Source organism: Rhodanobacter sp. C01 (assembly GCF_002001045.1).
Classification (GTDB): Bacteria; Pseudomonadota; Gammaproteobacteria; order Xanthomonadales; family Rhodanobacteraceae; genus Rhodanobacter.
The window spans coordinates 189,577-209,006 of the sequence record NZ_MUNR01000012.1; the positions used below are offsets into that span (position 1 = coordinate 189,577).

21 protein-coding genes are annotated in these 19,430 nt (G+C 63.6%); 6 read left to right on the top strand and 15 right to left on the bottom strand.

Annotated elements, in window-relative coordinates:
• The first annotated feature begins 50 nt into the window (after positions 1-50).
• The 4 genes from folD to tadA all read left to right on the top strand — a co-directional run bounded on the left by folD (position 51) and on the right by tadA (position 4,731).
• A complete protein-coding gene (gene folD, locus B0E50_RS12475; RefSeq protein ID WP_077441985.1) occupies positions 51-920 on the top strand; it encodes a bifunctional methylenetetrahydrofolate dehydrogenase/methenyltetrahydrofolate cyclohydrolase FolD in 870 nt (289 codons plus the stop codon).
• A gap of 82 nt (positions 921-1,002) precedes the next feature.
• Positions 1,003-2,460 (top strand): IMP dehydrogenase, encoded by a 1,458-nt coding sequence (gene guaB, locus B0E50_RS12480; RefSeq protein WP_077441528.1) that lies wholly within the window; start codon positions 1,003-1,005, stop codon positions 2,458-2,460.
• 126 nt (positions 2,461-2,586) lie between these two features.
• Positions 2,587-4,164 (top strand): glutamine-hydrolyzing GMP synthase, encoded by a 1,578-nt coding sequence (gene guaA, locus B0E50_RS12485; protein ID WP_077441986.1) that lies wholly within the window; start codon positions 2,587-2,589, stop codon positions 4,162-4,164.
• A 78-nt stretch (positions 4,165-4,242) separates the two neighbouring features.
• Positions 4,243-4,731, top strand: a complete 489-nt coding sequence (tadA, locus tag B0E50_RS12490) for a tRNA adenosine(34) deaminase TadA (RefSeq protein WP_077441529.1) — start codon at positions 4,243-4,245, stop codon at positions 4,729-4,731.
• A 9-nt stretch (positions 4,732-4,740) separates the two neighbouring features.
• Here the strand turns inward: tadA and B0E50_RS12495 are convergent, their stop codons facing one another.
• The gene (locus B0E50_RS12495; RefSeq protein ID WP_077441530.1) at positions 4,741-5,580 is read right to left on the bottom strand and encodes an NAD-dependent protein deacetylase; all 840 of its coding nucleotides are present in this window, start codon (positions 5,578-5,580) and stop codon (positions 4,741-4,743) included.
• 42 nt (positions 5,581-5,622) lie between these two features.
• Positions 5,623-6,162 (bottom strand): VOC family protein, encoded by a 540-nt coding sequence (locus tag B0E50_RS12500; protein ID WP_254427272.1) that lies wholly within the window; start codon positions 6,160-6,162, stop codon positions 5,623-5,625.
• Between the two features lie 285 nt (positions 6,163-6,447).
• Between B0E50_RS12500 and B0E50_RS12505 the strand changes: the two genes are divergently transcribed.
• Entirely contained in the window at positions 6,448-6,627 is a 180-nt protein-coding gene (locus tag B0E50_RS12505) for a hypothetical protein (RefSeq protein WP_077441533.1), read from the top strand.
• 217 nt (positions 6,628-6,844) lie between these two features.
• On the opposite strand, the gene B0E50_RS12510 is transcribed toward B0E50_RS12505, so the two are convergent.
• From B0E50_RS12510 to B0E50_RS12545, 8 genes are read right to left on the bottom strand one after another with little or no spacing between them, the layout of a single operon-like run.
• Positions 6,845-7,390 (bottom strand): lipocalin family protein, encoded by a 546-nt coding sequence (locus tag B0E50_RS12510; protein WP_077441535.1) that lies wholly within the window; start codon positions 7,388-7,390, stop codon positions 6,845-6,847.
• Positions 7,391-7,431: 41 nt separating this feature from the next.
• Positions 7,432-8,514 (bottom strand): class I SAM-dependent methyltransferase, encoded by a 1,083-nt coding sequence (locus tag B0E50_RS12515; protein WP_077441536.1) that lies wholly within the window; start codon positions 8,512-8,514, stop codon positions 7,432-7,434.
• Entirely contained in the window at positions 8,511-9,293 is a 783-nt protein-coding gene (locus tag B0E50_RS12520) for a DUF1295 domain-containing protein (RefSeq protein WP_077441538.1), read from the bottom strand. Before B0E50_RS12520 ends, B0E50_RS12515 begins: the two co-directional genes overlap by 4 nt.
• Positions 9,290-9,844: a DUF2878 domain-containing protein gene (locus B0E50_RS12525; protein ID WP_077441540.1), complete on the bottom strand. Its 555-nt coding sequence runs from the start codon at positions 9,842-9,844 to the stop codon at positions 9,290-9,292. The genes B0E50_RS12520 and B0E50_RS12525 overlap by 4 nt, the downstream gene beginning before the upstream one ends.
• Positions 9,841-11,133, bottom strand: coding sequence for a cyclopropane-fatty-acyl-phospholipid synthase family protein (locus B0E50_RS12530; RefSeq protein ID WP_077441542.1), 1,293 nt, complete (start codon positions 11,131-11,133; stop codon positions 9,841-9,843). The genes B0E50_RS12525 and B0E50_RS12530 overlap by 4 nt, the downstream gene beginning before the upstream one ends.
• 7 nt (positions 11,134-11,140) lie before the next feature.
• On the bottom strand, positions 11,141-11,926 hold the full coding sequence (locus B0E50_RS12535) for a DUF1365 domain-containing protein (protein WP_254427273.1): 786 nt from the start codon (positions 11,924-11,926) through the stop codon (positions 11,141-11,143).
• Positions 11,923-13,221, bottom strand: coding sequence for an FAD-dependent oxidoreductase (locus B0E50_RS12540; RefSeq protein WP_077441544.1), 1,299 nt, complete (start codon positions 13,219-13,221; stop codon positions 11,923-11,925). The genes B0E50_RS12535 and B0E50_RS12540 overlap by 4 nt, the downstream gene beginning before the upstream one ends.
• Positions 13,222-13,224: 3 nt before the next feature.
• Positions 13,225-14,133: a fatty acid desaturase gene (locus B0E50_RS12545; RefSeq protein WP_254427294.1), complete on the bottom strand. Its 909-nt coding sequence runs from the start codon at positions 14,131-14,133 to the stop codon at positions 13,225-13,227.
• A 266-nt stretch (positions 14,134-14,399) separates the two neighbouring features.
• On the opposite strand from B0E50_RS12545, the gene B0E50_RS12550 reads away from it, so the two are divergent.
• The gene (locus tag B0E50_RS12550) at positions 14,400-14,888 is read left to right on the top strand and encodes a TspO/MBR family protein (RefSeq protein ID WP_077441548.1); all 489 of its coding nucleotides are present in this window, start codon (positions 14,400-14,402) and stop codon (positions 14,886-14,888) included.
• Between the two features lie 8 nt (positions 14,889-14,896).
• Here the strand turns inward: B0E50_RS12550 and B0E50_RS12555 are convergent, their stop codons facing one another.
• The 5 genes from B0E50_RS12555 to B0E50_RS12575 all read right to left on the bottom strand — a co-directional run bounded on the left by B0E50_RS12555 (position 14,897) and on the right by B0E50_RS12575 (position 19,130).
• Positions 14,897-16,309, bottom strand: coding sequence for a deoxyribodipyrimidine photo-lyase (locus B0E50_RS12555; protein ID WP_077441549.1), 1,413 nt, complete (start codon positions 16,307-16,309; stop codon positions 14,897-14,899).
• A 39-nt stretch (positions 16,310-16,348) separates the two neighbouring features.
• Complete coding sequence (locus tag B0E50_RS12560) at positions 16,349-17,011, bottom strand: ChrR family anti-sigma-E factor (protein ID WP_077441551.1); 663 nt, start codon at positions 17,009-17,011, stop codon at positions 16,349-16,351.
• The gene (locus B0E50_RS12565) at positions 17,008-17,586 is read right to left on the bottom strand and encodes a sigma-70 family RNA polymerase sigma factor (RefSeq protein WP_254427274.1); all 579 of its coding nucleotides are present in this window, start codon (positions 17,584-17,586) and stop codon (positions 17,008-17,010) included. The genes B0E50_RS12560 and B0E50_RS12565 overlap by 4 nt, the downstream gene beginning before the upstream one ends.
• Before the next feature lie 178 nt (positions 17,587-17,764).
• Positions 17,765-18,559, bottom strand: coding sequence for an anti-sigma factor (locus B0E50_RS12570; protein ID WP_077441555.1), 795 nt, complete (start codon positions 18,557-18,559; stop codon positions 17,765-17,767).
• A 4-nt stretch (positions 18,560-18,563) separates the two neighbouring features.
• Positions 18,564-19,130 carry a sigma-70 family RNA polymerase sigma factor gene (locus tag B0E50_RS12575; protein WP_077441557.1) on the bottom strand — a complete coding sequence of 189 codons (567 nt, stop codon included), beginning with the start codon at positions 19,128-19,130 and terminating at the stop codon, positions 18,564-18,566.
• Positions 19,131-19,430: the final 300 nt, after the last annotated feature.

The window sequence follows — 19,430 nt, forward strand, 5'->3', positions numbered from 1 at the left end:
GCGCGTCATGTGGAGCCGCGATAATGGGCAACTTCCTGCCAGGCATCAACATGAGCGCACGCATCCTCGACGGCAAACGCATCGCACAGGAGTTGCTGGAGCGCTTGCGCCTGCGCGTCGCTGATCGCGTGGCGCGTGGCCTCGCCGAGCCCGGACTGGCGGTAGTGCTGGTGGGCGACAATGCCGCCTCGTCGGTTTATGTGCGCAACAAGCGCAAGGCCTGTCACCAGGTCGGCTTTCGCTCGTTCGATTATGACCTGCCGTCAAGCACCACACAGGCCGAGCTGTTCGCCCTGATCGACCGCCTCAATGCGGATCCGGCCGTGCACGGCATCCTGGTGCAATCGCCGTTGCCGGAACACATCGACGAGGACGCGCTGGTCGATCGCATCAATCCCGACAAGGACGTGGACGGCTTCCAGGCAGTCAACGTGGGGCGTCTTGCGCTGCGTCGCTTCGGCCTGCGTCCGTGCACACCCAAGGGCGTGATGACCCTGCTCGGACATACCGATCGTCCGGTGCGCGGCCAGCATGCCGTAGTGGTCGGCGTGTCCAACCACGTCGGCCGTCCGCTGGTGCTGGAGTTGATGATCGCCGGCTGCACCACCACCTGCTGCCATCGCTTCACCCGCGATCTGGAAAGCTTCGTGCGCCAGGCCGATATCCTGGTCGTGGCCGTCGGCAAACCGGGTCTGGTCAAGGGCGAATGGATCAAGCCGGGTGCGGTGGTAATCGACGTAGGCATCAACCGCCTCGACGATGGCCGACTGGTCGGTGATGTGGATTTCGAGGCGGCAGCAGCGCAGGCCAGCTGGATCACGCCCGTCCCAGGCGGCGTCGGCCCGATGACCGTGGCCACCTTGATGGAAAACACCCTGGAAGCCGCTGACGCGCGTCCCACGCCACACAAAGTCGCCTGATCCACCGGCAGCGTTCAGCCAACATCTGGCGAGCATCATGGCGAGGCGCGTATAATTCCCTCTTTGCAGCGGGACTTTTCGCATGCGCATCATCGCCGAGGCCCTGACCTACGACGACGTCTACCTAGTTCCGGGCCACTCCATCGTGCTGCCGCGCGATGTGGACACCTCCACGCGGTTCACCCGCAACCTGCGCCTGAACATCCCGATCGTCTCCGCTGCCATGGACACGGTCACCGAAGCACGCCTCGCCATCACCATGGCCCAGAACGGCGGCATCGGCATCATCCACAAGAACATGACGGCCGAGCAGCAGGCGGCGGAAGTGCGGCTGGTGAAGAAGTTCGAAGCCGGCGTGATCCGCAACCCGATCAGCGTGGAACCGAACACCTCGATCCGCGAAGTGTTGCGACTGACCCATGCGCACAACATTTCCGGCGTACCGGTGGTCGATGGCGGCAAGCTGGTCGGCATCGTCACCAGCCGTGACCTGCGCTTCGAGCGCAAGCACGACGACCCGGTGCGCAACATCATGACCCGCCAGGACAAGCTGGTAACGGTGCGCGAAGGCGCCAGCCAGGACGAAGTGCTGCAGCTGTTGCACAAGCACCGCATCGAGAAGGTGCTGGTGGTCAACGACAACTTCGAGCTGCGCGGGCTGATCACCGTCAAGGACATCCAGAAAGCGCGCGACAACCCGCACGCCGCCAAGGATCGCCACGAAGCCTTGCTGGTCGGCGCTGCGGTCGGCGTCGGTGGCGATACCGAGCAGCGCGTCGCCGCGCTGGTCGATGCCGGCGTGGATGTGCTGGTGGTGGATACCGCACACGGTCATTCGCAAGGCGTGATCGAACGTGCCGGCTGGGTCAAGAAGCATTACCCGCAGGTGCAGGTGATCGCAGGCAACATCGTTACCGGTGAAGCCGCGCGTGCGCTGCTCGATGTCGGTGTCGATGCCGTCAAGGTCGGCGTGGGTCCCGGTTCGATCTGCACCACGCGCGTGGTCGCCGGTGTCGGCGTGCCGCAGATCACCGCGATCGACATGGTCGCTACCGCGCTGAAGGATGAAATCCCGCTGATCGCCGATGGCGGCATCCGCTATTCCGGCGATATCCCGAAGGCGCTCGCTGCCGGTGCGTCCACCGTGATGCTCGGCTCGATGTTCGCTGGTACCGAGGAATCGCCGGGCGAGGTCGAGTTGTTCCAGGGCCGTTCGTACAAGAGCTACCGCGGCATGGGCTCGATCGGCGCGATGCAGCTCGGTTCCAAGGATCGCTACTTCCAGGACGAGGCCGATGCCGACAAGCTGGTGCCGGAAGGCATCGAAGGTCGCGTGCCGTACCGCGGTCCGCTGCGCAACATCATTCACCAGCTGATCGGCGGCCTGCGCGCCTCGATGGGCTACCTGGGTGCAGCGACCATCGATGACGTGCGCCACAAGGCGCAGTTCGTCAAGGTGACTTCGGCTGGCGTAACCGAGGCACATCCACACGATATCCAGATCACCAAGGAAGCGCCGAATTACCGGCTCAACTCGTGACTGACGCGCCGGCCTGATGGCCGGCGCCTTGTTTTACAGGTAGCGACCCGGGCAGCCGGTGTTGCGTGTTCCTTCAAGATCAAAGGCACCGATGTGGCCGAGTGGCCACGCGGCGAAACCGGACCGATGACCAATATCCATAGCGACAAGATCCTGATCCTCGATTTCGGCGCGCAGTACACGCAGCTGATCGCACGCCGCATCCGCGAGCTTGGCGTATATTGCGAAATCTGGGCGTGGGACCACGAGCCGGCCGAAATCGCCGCGTTCGGCGCAAAGGGCATCATCCTCTCGGGTGGCCCGGAATCGACCACGCTCGAAGGCGCACCGAAAGCGCCGCAGCAGGTGTTCGACTCCGGCGTGCCGATCCTCGGCATCTGCTACGGCATGCAGACGATGGCCGCCCAGCTCGGGGGCGCCACCGAGGCTGCCGATGCGCGCGAGTTCGGTCACGCCGAAGTCGATATCGTGGCGACGAGCCGTCTGTTCGATAAACTCAGTGATCATGCCGGTGCGCACAAGCTCGACGTCTGGATGAGCCACGGCGACCATGTCGCCAAGGCGCCCCCTGGCTTCGCGATCACCGGCACCACCGACCGCATCCCGGTCGCGGTGATGGAGAACGAGGCCAAGCGCTGGTATGGCGTGCAGTTCCATCCGGAAGTAACGCACACGAAGCAGGGCGGGGCGCTGCTCAAGCGCTTCATCGCCGAAATCTGCGGCTGCGCCACGTTGTGGACCGCCGCCAACATCATCGACGACCAGATCGTCCGCGTGCGCGAACTGGTCGGCGACGACCATGTCCTGCTGGGGCTGTCCGGTGGTGTCGATTCCTCGGTGGTCGCCGCGCTGCTGCACAAGGCGATCGGCGACCGGCTGACCTGCGTCTTCGTCGATACCGGCCTGCTGCGCTGGCAGGAAGGCGACCAGGTGATGGCCACCATGGCCGAGCACATGGGCGTCAAGGTCATCCGCGTCAACGCCGCGGACCGCTACTTCAAGGCACTCGAAGGCGTGGCCGACCCGGAAGCCAAGCGCAAGATCATCGGCGGCCTGTTCGTGGAGATCTTCGACGAGGAGTCGGGCAAGATCGCCGCCGACGGCAGCAAGGTGAAGTGGCTGGCGCAGGGCACCATCTATCCCGACGTGATCGAGTCGGCCGGCAGCAAGACCGGCAAGGCGCACGTCATCAAGAGCCACCACAACGTTGGCGGCCTGCCGGCGCACATGAAGCTCAAGCTGGTCGAGCCGCTGCGCGAACTGTTCAAGGACGAGGTGCGCCGCATCGGCGTGGAACTCGGCCTGCCGCGCGCGATGGTCTACCGCCATCCGTTCCCGGGTCCGGGCCTGGGTGTGCGCATCCTTGGGGAAGTGAAGCGCGAGTACGCCGACCTGCTGGCCCAGGCCGATGCGATCTTCATCGACGAACTGCGCAAGGCCGATCTGTACGACAAGACCAGCCAGGCGTTCGCAGTGTTCCTGCCGGTCAAATCGGTCGGCGTGGTCGGCGATGCGCGCGCCTACGAGTGGGTGATCGCGCTGCGCGCCGTGGAGACTATCGACTTCATGACCGCGCACTGGGCACACCTGCCGTACGAGTTTCTCGGCAAGGTTTCAAATAGAATTATCAATGAGTTACGTGGTATTTCTCGTGTCGTTTATGACATAAGCGGCAAGCCACCCGCCACGATCGAGTGGGAATAACAGAATCAATGACTTGCATGCACACGAGAAAGCCGGCGAGTTGCCGGCTTTCTCGTGTAAAGACAATAATGCATTGAAATGAAAGACGAAATTTCCGAAATCTCAAGTGAATTCTCGACCGCCGACGTGCAGTGCATGCAGCGCGCGCTGCAGCTCGCCGCACATGCACGCGACGCCGAGAACGAGGTGCCGGTCGGTGCCGTATTGGTGCTGGAAGGCGAGATCGTCGGCCTGGGCTGGAACCGCAACATCACCCTGCATGACCCGACGGCACATGCCGAGATCATGGCGATGCGCGCGGCTGGCCAAAAATTGACCAATCACCGTCTGTCCGGCGCCACGCTGTACGTCACGCTGGAGCCTTGCGCGATGTGTGCGATGGCGATGATCCACGCCCGTCTCGGTCGCGTGGTTTACGCTGCGCCCGACCCCAAGACCGGTGCGGCCGGAAGCGTGTTCAACACCCTGATCGACGAACGTCACAACCATCGCATCGAGGTGGTTGGCGGACTGCTTGCGGACGAATCTGCCAGCTTGCTGCGCGATTTCTTCCGCGCTCGTCGCTGAGTCGCGCCGTTACAAAAAGGCCAGCGCCTGCGCACAGGATTGTTCGACCTTTAGGCTCAGCAGGGGATCGGCGCGGGTATGCCCGATGTTCACTGCAGCGATCGGCTTGCCGGCCCGCGCCGCAGCATTCGCAAAACGGTAGCCGGAATACACCATCAGCGACGAACCAACGACCAGCATTGCATCGGCATCATGCAGTGCCTGCATGCCGGCATCCACACGTTCGCGTGGCACGTTTTCCCCGAAGAACACCACGTCCGGCTTCAACATGCCGGTGCAACGCAGGCAGCGCGGCACCTGGAAGCTGGAGAAATCCTGTTCCTCCAGATCCGCGTCACCGTCCGGCGCATCCGTTGCATTGAGATCCGCCCAGGCTGCATTCAATCGCAACAACTCAGTCTGGAAATCCCTACGTGGCGTGCGTTGTTCGCAGGCCAGACAACGCACCTGATCCAGTCGTCCGTGCAAGTCGACCACGTTTTCGCTGCCGGCCGCTTGATGCAGCCGATCGACGTTCTGGGTCAGCAACAGGGTCAGCTTGTCTCGTTGTTCCAGCCGGGCGAGTGCGTGATGGGTCTCATTCGGCTGCGCCCGCCCGAAGCGTCGCCAGCCAATCAGGCTGCGTGCCCAGTAGCGCTGGCGCGTTGCGAGTTCGCCGACGAAGGCCTGATAGGTCACTGGCTGCGGGCGCTTCCAGCCACCCTTGACGTCGCGGTAATCGGGAATGCCCGAATCCGTGCTGCAGCCTGCACCGGTCAACACGAACAGACGCCGGTGTGCCGCCACGAATTCGGACAGCGCCGTCGTATTCGGTTGTACCTCGATCAGCTGGGATGAAAGGCCTGACATGTTGCTGTTATGGCATCCGTTGGCATGGATTGCCAGAGGAGATCATGGTGCAGTAGCGAGCCGCCCCGTGTTCCGACCAACCAGTTGCAGCCGCAGGCCCCACGGCGCCACGAAGTTCACCACCGTCTGACCTGCATGCGGACCAGACGTCGCGGTCACGGGTGAGCCGATCACGCGGACACCTTCATGTCGCAACCATCGGTCGCCATGCGTGACGTCGTCAGCGAAGAGCGGGATCGGTTCGTTGTCATGCTTCGCTGAATATCGCGAAGCGGAGATGTTGTTCACGCCGTGATTGTCGAACAGCTCGACGACATTCCCGGAGTCGCACAGCAGAAGTCGGGATGAGGGCAGACCAGCATGTCGGGATCCTGCCTCGGATGCCGTTGCATTCGCGCTGATCGGGCCGATCGGCTCGCAGTCCAGGACGTTGCGGAAAAACGCCGTGGCCTGCACCAGGTCGGGTACGCCGATGCTCACATAGTCGCTGTCATGAGTGCCTGCGGCGCGACCACTGAAAGGCAGACTGGTCATCACCAGCAGCAGGCTGCCACCAAACATCGAAAGAAGGGACTTCCGCATGACACAGCACCAGTAACCGCACTGGTGGGCAATATGGGTCTGGCGAGTCGCGGCGGAAGTGTCGTTGGACGACCACGCCGTTTCCCTGTGCGAACAATCACGGCTGCGTCAACCCAAACGACTGATGCCCCGTTGATCGTTCTTCTCATAGAGACAGAGCGATCACATGATGACGCTTTGGCCATGCGGTCGCGATCCCCATATTCGCTTTGAACCCCATATGGTTGCTCGCTGTCTGATGACAGCTATGGCTCCGATCACCCACCTTGCCCCAGGATTGCCAGGATGAAGCGTCATCTCAATTCACTGTTGCAACGCAAACGCACCGAATTCGAAGGTGCCAGAGACATGAAGCACTCGCCGCAATTCGACGCTGCCGGTGAAGCGGTCATCATCTCCTTGAAAGATGGCTATGACTGGTTGGCCATGATCAAGAGTGCACAGGCGTCAGTTCGATCGCATTGAATGTGATTCCCCGGATCACGGCGGAGTAGGCCGCGCGAGCGTCCCGTGCGACGTGAATTCGGTGGCAAATGGCGCCTGCGCTGAGTAGGCTGGTGCCCGCCAATGGGCAACTTCAGTCGCAGTTATGTTGCAACCCCCTTTGAGGGTGCAGTAGTGACGCAGGAGCCCGAATCATGCAGTTATCTTGCGATGTGCGCCCACCAAGCGCAGGTTTCCGCTACTTGGCGGTTTCAGGCCATGCCTGAGGCACCTTGCGGAGGTCGGCGAGCGAATAGCCCAGCTGCTGCACGCGTGCAACCAGTGCGGCGTAGTCCGTCTGCGGAATGCTCGGGGTGCGCGCCATGACCCAGACATAGTCGCGCTTGTCGCGGGCAACGATGGTCTGGCTGTAGTCATCCTTCAGATACGCCACGATGTATTGCGCCTTGATCGGCCAGAACACCTGCACGCCCCACACGGCGTTGCCGCTGCCCGTATTCACGAAGCCGGTGGAATGGATCGCCTTTACCGGGCTGTCGAACGAGCCGTTGCGAAAGCGGAATGCGGTGTACACATTTCCGTCTGGTCGCAGTTTGTACGTCTCGACCGCATTGGAGGCATTCTTTTCGAAACGCGTCGGGATGGTTGCGATCACGTACCACTTGCCCATGAAGCGCGGCAGGTCGACATGCGCGACGGGTTTGATCGGTGGTAGATCGTTGGCGTAACTGCTGCTGGCCAGCACGAGGCCGCAGGCCAGCATGAGTGCTTTTTGCAGGTACATGCGGTGACTCCGATGTGTGGAAATGAAGATGGCGAGAGCCATCAGGGACGCACGAACCGGTAATGCGCGACCAGCCATTCCTGGCCATCGGCGTAGCCGAACAACTCCGCGCATGACATCCAGAACATGCGCCAGCGCTGGAACCATAGCGGCGCCGCCTTGGTGCCATAGGCCTTGATCAGCGTGGCCATTACCCGATCCTTGCGCGCGTCCTGATTGGCGAGCCAATGATTGGCACTGCGCTGGTAATGCGTGCCGTCGACGTGCCAGCGCTGCTCGATCTGCAGGTCGCGCTGGAACCAGAGCAGGGTGTCGGAGGCTGGCATCAGGCCGCCGGTGAAGAAATGCCGGCCCATCCAGTTGTCCTCGCCCGCGGTCTCGAACGGGTACATCAAGGTCTTGTGCGCGAAGATGTGCACGAACAGCTTGCCGCCAGGCCGCAGCCAGCTTGCGATACGGCCGAGCAGGATCTCGTAGTTGCGCATGTGCTCGAACATCTCGACCGACACGCAGCGATCGAACTGCGCCGCTTCCAGTTCGAGCCGGTTGACGTCCTGGGTGATCACGCACACGTTGAACAGGCCGCGCTGGCGGCACTGCGCTTCGATGTGTTCGCGTTGCTGGTTCGAGTTCGAGACCGCAACGATCTTCGCGTTCGGATAGCGTTCGGCCATCCACAGCGTGAGCGAGCCCCAGCCGCAGCCGAGTTCGAGGATCTTCTGGCCGTCCGCCAGCTCGGCACGCACGCCATACAGCTTGAGCATCGCCTCTTCGGCCTGTTCCAGCGACTCGTCACCACGCGGGTAATAGCAGCCCGAATACTTCAGGCGCTTGCCGAGGCACAGCTCGAAGAAGGCCGGCGGGAGTTCGTAGTGCTGCGCATTGGCAGCGTCGGTATGGATGGCCACCGGGCTGTGCCGCAGCATGTCGATGCGCTCGGCAAAGCGGGCGGCCTGCTGATCCAGTCCACCCGTCATTTCCTCGCGCAGGCGCTGCGCGCACATGCGCCGGATGCCCTGCCGCAAGAGGGCGTCGGGCAAGTGGCCACGCTCGGCCAGACCCAGCAACCCGTTGGCGGGGTGCTCTTGCGGCAGTTCGTCGCTGATGGCGGCATAGGCATTCATGGGTCGATCCTCTTCGGAAACCAGGGAAACAGCATCGATGTGCTGCGTTGATAGGCGCGGTAGTCCTCACCGCGGCTGCGCAGCGCCTGCGTCTCGGTATACGGGATGCCGCTGATCCAGCGCAGGAACACATACATCACCACCGGCCCCGACCAGGCCAGCCACGCGATGGGGGAGCCCAGCGCAAGGCAGACGTAAGCGAACCAGTGGATCCATTCGAAGAAATAGTTGGGGTGACGCGAGTAACGCCACAGGCCATTGCGACAGGTGCGCCCGTGGTTGGCAGGATTTGTCCGAAAGCGCGCGAGTTGACGGTCGGCGATCGATTCACCGATCACGCTGATCAGCCAGATCGCGATCGCTGCCAGAGTCCACGGACCAGCGCCGTCGGGATTACGTGCCACCGCAAGGAATGGCAGCGCGAACAGCACGATCAGGAAGGCCTGGAACTGGAAGAACAGGAAGAACTTGAACTGATTGCCGTTCCAATGCGCGCGTAGATCCTGGTAACGGCCATCCTCCGGCTCGCCACGAACGCGTGTCCACAAATGCGCAGCGAGCCGCGCACTCCACAAGCCACCGAGCACGGCCAAGGTCGCGCGCGGCCACGCGGCCCCATCGCCGAACACCGCAAGGAAAACTGCCGCGCCGCCTACACCGCTGGCCCACAGCACATCGACGATGCCCGCATTGGCGCGTAGGCGTTGCCATAGCCAGCCCAAGCTCATCATCAAGGCCGCCAGCACCCACAGGCAGACCAGCTGGATCCATGGATTCATGGTGCGTGACCTTGCAGGGAGGCGGATACAGGAGCCGTCGTAGCTGTCCCGCGTCTGGCCAGCCATGCCAGTGCCGGCGTGGCCAGTCCCCAGCCGATTCCCAGGCATAGCAAGCCACGCCAGCTCGGATCGACAAAGGTCACTACATGCCAGCCGCGGGCTGCGCTCAGGTAGGCCAGCGGACCACCAACGGCACCCAGCAATACCGCCAGCCAGAGGCGTGTCTGCAGATAGGCCAGCGATTGCGTGAAGGTCAGCGCAAAGGTGGCCCACAACGCGAGAATCCATGCCGGTGCCAAGGCTGCGGACGGCCACGAAGCTGCATAGCTGGCCAGTCCTGCACGGATCAATCCGCCGTCGAGCAGGAAGCCCATCACGATGGCGGTCGCCATCAACGACAGATCAACCTTGTAGTGGCGTGCGATACCCAGCTGACATGCCGCATATACCAGCATGCCGACAACCCCGGGCCATGCCAGTCCGTGTTCGGCGCCGATCACGGCACTGAACCAGACCAGCTGATAGCCGATGAGGCTGATCCAGAATTTCATGCAGGGATCCCGAGCTCGGGCAGCGGGGCAGGCCGGCGGTTGCCGGGCTTGGCCAGCAGCAGATGCGCCACACCGATCGAGCGCTCGCGGAAGCCGCCTTCGCAATACGCCAGGTAGAACTCCCACATGCGGATGAAGTGTTCGTCGAAACCCTGCGCATGTACCTGCGACAGACGTGCCATGAAACGTTCGCGCCAGGCATGCAGGGTGCGCGCATAGGACTCGCCAAAGTCCTCCAGCTGGACCAGCGCCAGATCGCTGCTGCGCGTCTTGGCGGCGAGCAGGGTGCTGATCGACGGAATGAAGCTGCCGGGAAACACATGGCGCTTGATGAAGTCGACCGACTTCAAGGCCTGCGCGTAGCGATGGTCTTCGATCGTGATGGCCTGCAACAGCGCCAGTCCATCGGGTTTGAGCAGCTGACCCAGCTGGCCGAAATACGTATCGAGGTAAGGCGCACCAATCGCCTCGACCATCTCGATCGACACCAGCTTGTCGTACTGCCCGCTCAGGTCACGATAGTCTTTCAGTAACAAGGTAACGCGGTCGCTTATGCCGGCAGCAGTGATGCGCTCACTGGCCAACGCATGCTGTTCGCGCGAGATCGTGGTGGTGGTGACATGGCAGCCGTAATGCTGTGCCGCGTAGAGCGCAAAGCCACCCCAGCCGGTACCGATCTCGACCACGCGATCAGTTGGCTGCAGATCGAGCTTGCGGCAGATGCGTTCCAGCTTGCGCGCGGAGGCAGCCTCCAGCGTGTCGTCGGCACCGGCCCAGATCGCCGAGGAATACATCAGGTCCGGCGACAGGAACAGTTCGAAGAAATCGTTGCCGAGATCGTAATGTGCGGCAATGTTGCGACGGCTGCCCGTGCGCGTATTGCGCTGCAGGGCATGCCAGGCGCGCATTGCCATGCCGCCGAGCCGGGCCAGCCCGGTCTCCATCCCGTCGAGCAGATCGCGGTTGCGCACCAGCAACTGGATCAGGGCGACCAGATTGGTGCAGCGCCATTGCCCATCCATATAGGACTCACCGGCACCGACGCTGCCATTGGCGGCAACGGCCCGATAGAACGCGGGGTCGAGCACCTCGATATGCGCGGTGAGATCCGGGTGCTGCGTCGCTGGCGTGCCCAACTCGACGGTACCCAGCGCATCCTGAAGCACGAGACGGCCATGCCGCAGACCGGCCATCTGCGCGAGCAGGCGCTGGCGCAGGAAACGCGCACCGGCAGACGGCACCGTGGCATCAACGGATTCAGTCACACCGGGTTTGACGATAGCGTTCATGCGGGCCTCAAAGCGGTTGCGGATGGTCGTGGATGGGATTGCGTTTCAGCCACAGTCGCAGCGCCTGCCAATGAATGGCGCCGACGATCTGGGCTGTCATCAACGGATAGCGCCACAGCACGCGGGCGAGCACGGCGCTGGTCATGGGCTGCCGCTGCAGGGTGAGGGTGGCGTCGAATTCGCGCTGGCCATCGCGCAGCACGTCCATGTGCACATGCAGGTCGTCAGCCGGTACGGTGAAGCGCCAGTCGTACTCGCGCGCCATCGGCATGAAGGGCGATACGTGGAAGGTCTTGGGGAAGGTCCAGTGCATGGCGCGTCCATGCATCTGTGCAGTCTCGACCGGCAGCACATAGGCATGGCGTTCGTGCCATGGCATGTTGGTGATCTCGGCCACGATGCAGACCAGGGTCACGCCGTCCTCGGCGTAGCAGTAGTAGAAGCTGACCGGATTGAACACGTAGCCGAAGTAACGCAGATGGGTCAGCAGGCGGATCGGCCCGACCGGCCGATGGCCGGTGGCCTGTTCGACGCGCTGGCGCACGGCTTCTGCGAGCGACAGCTCCACTGGGCCGAGGTAATCCTTGCGCCGAAACTGCGCGATGTTGCCGTGCTCGCTGGACCACAGCCAGCGTTGCTTGAACACGCGATCGACTTCGTCCAGATCCAGATAAAGCTGGGCCATCTTGTAATCGAAGACATGCGAGTGGGGCACGAGGCGACGATGGCGCACCACGCCTTCGTACACGGCGCTCGCCAGCGGGGCAGTTGCATGGGGCGCTTCGGCGTTCACGCCGCCATCTCCTGCCCACGTGGTTTCACCAGATGGAGGGACGCCGCTCCCACCGGCCAGCGCACGCCGAGTGCTTCGGCGACTTCGACCGCGCTGCGCATGCCGTCCTCGTGGAAACCCCAGCCCCAGTACGCACCGGCAAACCAGGTGCGTCGTTGCCCCTGGATCTCGGCCTTGTGCATCTGCGCGGCCACCGAAGCGTGGCTGTAAACCGGGTGGTGGTACTGCATGCGTGCGAGTATCTTGTCCGGGTCGATCGCCGCGGTGCGGTTGAGCGTGACCACGAAAGGCTCGGGCGATTCGATACCTTGCAGCAGGTTCATGCAGTAGCTGACAGTGCAGGCTTCGCTCGGATCGCGCGGCAGCCAGGCATTCCAGGCTGCCCATGCCTTGCGGCGTACCGGCAACACGCGGGCGTCGGTATGCAGCACGGTGTCATTGGCCTGGTAAGGCATCGCCCCAAGAATGGCTTGCTCGCGTTCATTCGCGTCGCTAAGCAGTGCGAGTGCCTGGTCGCTGTGGCAGGCCAGTATCAACTGGTCGAAGTGCTCGATGCCTGCGGCACTCTCCACGATGGCGCCATCGGCATGGCGGCGGATCGAACGTACCGTGCAATTCAGCCGTTCGTGTACCGGCCAATGTGTACGCAGCGCTTGCACGTAGCTGGACGAACCACCGCGCACCACCCGCCATTGCGGGCGGTCGCTTACCTGCAGCATCTGGTGATTGGCCATGAACTGCACCAGATAACGGGCAGGGAAGCCGAGGATCTGTGTGGCCGGCGAGGACCACAGCGCCGATGCCATCGGCACCAGATGCTCATCGCGAAAGGCGGCACCGTATCCGCGCTCGGCGAGATAGTCGCCCAGCGTGGGGCCTTTCCCGGGCGAATCCAGCAGCGCCGGCGCCTCGCGATAGAAGCGCGTCAGGTCGCGCACCATGCCGATGAAGCGTGGCGAGCACAGGTTGCGACGCTGGCAGAACAATGTATCCAGCGTGGCCGCGTTGTATTCCATGCCGCTGGCTTCGTTGTGCACCGAGAAGCTCATCGTGGTGGGTTGCGACTCCACACCGAGCTGCTTGAACATCCGCGTCAGCAAAGGGTAATGGCTCGGGTTGTGCACGATGAAGCCGCTGTCGATCCGGTAGTTGCGCCCGTGCTGCACCACGTCATGCGTATGTGTGTGACCACCGAAATAGCTGTTGGCCTCGAACAGCGTCACATCGTATTTGCGCGACAACAGCCATGCCGATGCCAGCCCCGCGATACCTGATCCCACCACGGCAACCCGCATGGCTCAGCTCCTCGCCTTGGTCAGCACCCATGCGGGGACCGGTTTCAGCCCGCGCACCAGGCCAAGTGCCGACATCAATTTCAGCCCGTACCAGGTCAAATCGACTTCCCACCAGTGGAAACCCTGCCGACTCGAACCTGGGAAAAAGTGATGATTGTTGTGCCAGCCTTCGCCGAAGGTAAGCAATGCCAGCCACACGTTGTTGCGGCTGTCGTCCTTGGTGTCGAAGCGGCGCCTGCCGAAACGGTGTGCCAGCGAGTTGATCGTGACCGTGGCGTGGAACAGCACGATCGTCGAGACGAAGAAGCCCCAGATCAGCATCTGTCCACCTGTGGTGCCAAGCTGCGGCGCCACGTGATTCAGCAGCGCACCCAGCCCATACAGTGCGATCGCCAGCAGCACCGGAATCGCGATGTCGAAGCGATCCAGCCAGCGCAGCTCCGGATACTTGGCCAGATCAGGCACCCGCGACAGGTCGGTGCGAAAGTTGCGCGGAGTCAGGAACCAGCCGACATGACTCCACAGGAAGCCATGGATGCCCGGCGAATGTGGGTCGTCCGGCGTGTCGGTCACACGATGATGATGGCGGTGATGTGCAGCCCACCACAGCGGGCCGCGTTGCACGCAGGAGGCACCGATCAAGGCGAACAGGAACTGCACCGCGCGCGAAGTCTGGAAGGTGCGGTGCGAAAAATAGCGGTGATAGAACCCGGTCAAGGCAAACATGCGCACCACATAGAGCGTGGCGGCAACGATTACCGCGATCGACGACGTGCCCACCCATATCACGCCGAGGCAGGCCAGGTGCATCGCCACGAACGGCGCTGCACGCAGCCAGTCGATCCGGTCTTCGCGGCTCTCGTCGATCTCCACCGTGGCACTCGTATCGAACCAGCGCCGCAGCGTGCGCATCAGCCAGGAATGTCTGGCGGCGGTCTGAGTCGCTCCGCCGGAAGTCGGGGCTCCGACCTGGAGGGCAGGCGTGATCGGGATCGGACGGGGGGTGGCCATGGGAACATACCTGTCAGCGGTTCAATGACAGATACGTAATAAGCACCGCCGTGGATGCACCCCAGCCTGAAATGGGCGGTAGCGCCTGTCTTCCCAACGGAGTCGGCCGGCATGGGATCCGGAACCGCGTTCCATGCGTATCACGTTGACATCAACGGGAGACATCCATGCCTGATCTGAAGCGCACCGCAGGGCTGATCGGCTGGTTGCTGCTGAGCTTCGCCGCCGCTGCGATCGGCGCGATGGCCTCTGTGCAGGCCGCTGCGTTCTACCGCCGGCTGGCGCAGCCGTGGTGGGCGCCTCCGGCCTCGGTATTCGGTCCGGTGTGGTCGCTGTTGTATGTGCTGATGGACATTGCCGCGTGGCTGGTCTGGCGCGAAGGCGGCTGGCAACGGCGGCGCGGGGCGCTCGCGCTGTTCGTGCTCCAGCTGGCCGTCAATGCGCTGTGGAGCTGGCTGTTCTTCGGCTGGCATCGTGGCGCGCTGGCATTCGCCGACATCGTGTCGCTGTGGCTGCTGATCGTGGCCACCGCGATCGGCTTCTGGCGTGTGCGCCCGCTGGCCGGCGCGCTGCTGCTGCCCTACCTGGACTGGGTGAGTTTCGCCGTGGCGTTGAACTGCGCCGTATGGCTCCTGAATCCGCTGCTGCTCGGCTGAGGCCTGGATCAGCAAAGCGACTGGTAGGCGTCCAGTGCCCGCTGGCGCGAAACGCCCAGGTCGACCATCGGCGGGGGGTAGCCACTGCGCCTGAGCAGGGCTTGATCTTTCCAGGGCTCGTGCAGCAACGCCGGCGATGCTTGCTCCAGCTCCGGCAACCAGCGGCGCAGGTAGTGGCCCTCGGGATCGAAGCGCTTCGCTTGGGTCAGCGGGTTGAACACGCGGAAATACGGTGCCGCATCCGCGCCGCAGCCAGCCACCCATTGCCAGCCCAGCGTGTTGTTGGCCAGGTCTGCATCGACCAGGGTGTCCCAGAACCAGCGTGCCCCATGCTGCCAGTGCTGACGAAGATTCTTGGTGAGAAAGCTGCCGACGATCATGCGCACGCGGTTGTGCATCCAGCCGGTGTGCCAAAGCTCGCGCATGCCCGCATCGACCAGCGGAATGCCGGTACGGCCGTGTTGCCAGCGTTCGATCGCGGCCGGATCGGCCGGCGCCCACGGGAAAGAGTCGAAGCGCGGGTTGAAGTTGTCCACCGGCGTGCGTGGAAAGTGGTAGAGCAGGTGATGGGCGAATTCGCGCCAGCCCAGTTCGCGCAGATAAGGCTCGATGTCGGGACGGCGCTTCGCATCGGCTGCGCGGGCGCGACGGTCGAGTTCGGCATGGATCTGCCGCGGCGAGATCTCGCCGAAGTGCAGGTGCGGCGACAGCCGCGAGGTGCCATGCCGCGCCGGCAGGTCGCGCGCGTGCGCGTAGTCTCCGATCGCGTCGTCGCCGAAGATCTCCAGCAGTTCCCGCGCGCCAGCCTCGCCCGGCTGCCAGCTGGCGGCTAGGCCTCCGGCCCAGGCGATGCGCGGCAGCAATTCAAGCGCTGTCAGCGGCAGGTTGCCGGGCAGCTTGCACCAGCCGGGCAGCCGCGGCGCCGGCAACGGCTCGCTCGCCTGCACCTGCGGGCGCAGGTTGCGCCAGTACGGCGTGAACACCTTGTACGGCTGGCCCTGCTGGGTGGCGATCTGCCATGGCTCGCACCACAGCGAGGCGTTTTGGCTGTGCACGGCGACGCCTTCGGCCTGCAGCACGCTTTTGATGCGCATGTCGCGTGCGATCGTGGCTGGTTCGTACAGCCGGTTCCAATACACCGCGGTGGCACCGCTGTCGCGGACCAGCTCGCGCAGCACGGTCCACGTGTCGCCCTTGCGCAGGTGCAGCGCTGCCGCCTTTTCGCGCAGTCGGTCGTCGAGCGCGGCCAGCGCATGGTGCAGCCACCAGCGACTGGCGGCACCTGTAGCCCATTCGCCATCCTCGCCGGGCGAGTGAATGAAGACCGGCAAGACCCGGTCATGCGCGGCGCACGCGGCACTGAGCGCGGGGTTGTCGGTCACACGCAAGTCGCGCCGGAACAGCACGAGTGCCGTGCTCATCGACGTAGGCATCCGCTCATGACCCTGTCGATGCCAAGTTCAGAAACCGAACAACGGCTGCAGCGTACGTGCGATCCAGCCGGAGAACACCAGCGGCGCGTCGGTGGCCGCCACACAGATGCACGGGAGGCCCGGCGAGGTCACCGGCTGATGATGGACTCCGCTGTCGAGATCGGCCACGTCGCCGGGGCCGAAGTGGCCGAGCATGTCGTCGTAGGCGCCATCCAGAATCACGGTCAGCTCGCTGCCGCCATGACTGTGCAGTGGCAGTTTGCTGCCCGGGGCGATACGCAGCAGCATCAGGTCGCCGCCGCCAATGCCGGTCGCGCGGATACGCTGCACGCCGGGCGCCACCCGGCGCCAGCGCAGGGCACGCATGGAATGGCCGAACCAGGGGTGCAGCGCGCTGGGCAGCCGATCCAGATCGTGTTCCTCCACGATGTCCGGCGGTGGCGCGGCCTGCTGGATGGCCGGCTCGGCATCCAACAGGGCCAGCATTACCTCGCGCGCGGCGTGCGCCGGCGCGTCGACGCGTTGCTGCTGCATCAGCATGCCGCCGATCTGGTCGGCGTCTAGCAGGTGCGCGCGGCACGCCGCGCAGCACTCCAGATGTGTGGAGGCGACCACCGCCAGCGCTGCCGGCAACGCGCCGGAGGAATAGCTGAGCAGGGTTGCATCGTCGAGATGGTGGGTGGGTTTCATCGCTGGGCCCTCATGCTGCCCTGCAATTTTGCGAATGCGCGCCGCAACGAGGATTTGACCGAGCCCAACGGCATGTCCAGCTCGGCGGATATCACGCTGTGGCTCTTGCTTTCGAGGTAACACATGCGGACGAGCTTGGCCTGCATGGGGGGAAGACGGTCGATCGCCTGTTTCAGCAGATCCTGGTCGATGAACGACTCGGGCTGCGAATCGCGCCGATCGCATTCGGCGTGGTCGAGCCGGTCCAGCCCCTCCTGCACCGGCAGCCAGTGCGGCTCCTGCCGCACGTGATCTATGTACAGGTTGCGCGCGACACGAAACAGCCAGGTGCCCAGGCCCGCACGCGCCGGGTCGAACAGGTGGGCCTTGCGCCATAAGGTCAGCAGCGCCTCCTGCACCAGTTCGTCGGCCACCCCGTCGGCCACTCCGAGATTGCGCAGGTAGCGCTGCAGGCGTGGCGCAAAGTGATCGTAGATGCGCATGAAGCTGACGCGATCGCGCTGCACCGACACGGCGGACATCTGCGTGGCCCAGTACAGCGCGTCGGGCATGGCGTTGCTCACGGATGCGGACACGGATCGTTTCGCCCGGAAGGGCGCTACCTCGGCGACGGTTTGACCAAGATCCATCATACGCATGTTCCTGCCGTGAGACGGCCGAGGGCGGCGCCCACCGGAGCGATGGGCTTCATCTCGACTGCATACGCGGATGGACAGGTTTTGGATTCACCGCGCAAGGGGGTGCGGGCAGGGATCAGGCTGATCCGCGCAGCGCCTCGCCGTCGACGCGCAAGGCCACCTTGCCTGGAGTGCCGGATGTGACGGCATGGTCGATCGCGCCCTTGGCGACCACGGCGCCAGTCGGCTGGCTCGTGGGCGAGCCTCCTGGCGGTTCCACCGAGACCGCCAGGATGGCGGTGGTGTCGAGTTTCGCCAGCAGGGCCGGGGCCAGAGTCAGCGTGGTCGCCTTGTCCAGCGTGATCATGCCGATCGCGATCGGTTTGCCGCCGGCAGGAATCAGCCACAGCTCGGGCGCGTGTCCCGGTGCGAACGCCACCGGCGAGCCAGGCACCACCACCATGCGGCCGCGTTGGGGGTCCATGGTGGCGGTCCAGCCGGTGCTGCCGTTGTCCTGCTGGATGGTAGCCGCCATGTAGCTGACATTCGCCTCGACCGGAGTAGGCGCACGCGACGGCAGGCCCATCATCACCAGCAGGGCCACCGCGACCGCACTGGCGCCGATACCGAGCCAGTGCCACAGCGCCAGGTTGTTCCACAACCCCTTGCGGGTGGCTACGACGGCAGGGGGCGGTGCGTCCAGTTGCAACTCGTCACGGATGCGCGCCCACACGTAGGGCGCCGGTGCCACATCGGCAATCGTGTCAGCCAACGGCAGCAACCGGCGCTGCCAAAGTGCGACTGCGGTGGCAGCCTCGTCCGAAGCCATCACCTCATGCGCCACTTCGGCACGTGCGTCGGCGTCGAGCACGCCGAGCACGTACTCGGCATAGCGCAGGTTGTTATTTCCGTCGTCGGCAGGCGTATTCATGAGATCAGGCAGATTGGTCCAGGCAGGTGCGCAGTTGCATCAGGCTTCGCCGAATCCAACTTTTCATGGTCCCGAGCGGCACCTTGCAGCGCGTCGCCAATTCGTTATACGTAGCTCCGGTGAAAAAGGCTTCACGTACCGAGGATCTTTGTTGCGGTTCGAGTTCATCGAGGCAGCGTTCCAGGCGGCGGTGTTCCTGGCTGGTTTCGGCCTCGACTGCCGGCGTAGGCTGTTCGTCGACGATTTCTTCCAGCCTGGATGGTTCGTCCAGCAGCTCCACGCGATGCTGGCGGAGGCGGTCGATTGCCTTGTTGCGCGACAACGTGACCAGCCAGGTGATTGCACTGGCCTTGGCCGAATCGAAACTGGCGGCACGCCGCCATGCCGCGGTATAGGTTTCCTGCAGAACTTCCTCCGCGTCGCCGCGGTCGCGCACCATGCGCAGGCATACGCCGAACAGTTTGGATGAGGTGCGTCTGTAGAGTTCGGCAAAGGCCTTCTGGTCATTGCGGCCGCATTGCATCAGCAGCTGGTTCAACTCTTCATGCTCAGGCGCACTGGTGACACTCATGAGAAAACCATCCTGCAGTCATGAAGACGTTGACGCCGCAGGCATGAAACACTGCGTGCTGGGGCAAGTTGCCTTTCGCAGCATGGAGGAAGCGTCACGCTGTGGCAAAACTTCGGGGCTTCCGTGCAGCGTCGAAGGTGGGTCGGCACTTCGCAGGGCGGTGCTAGACCGAGGATCAATCAAGGTTCTTGCCGTCCCCCAGTCAACTGTGTCACCTTCGAAAGGCTACGAATAAAAGTCTTATGTAACAAGTGTTTGCTTGGGTTTCTCAGAACATCCCTGGACTTCAAAAGAAGACAG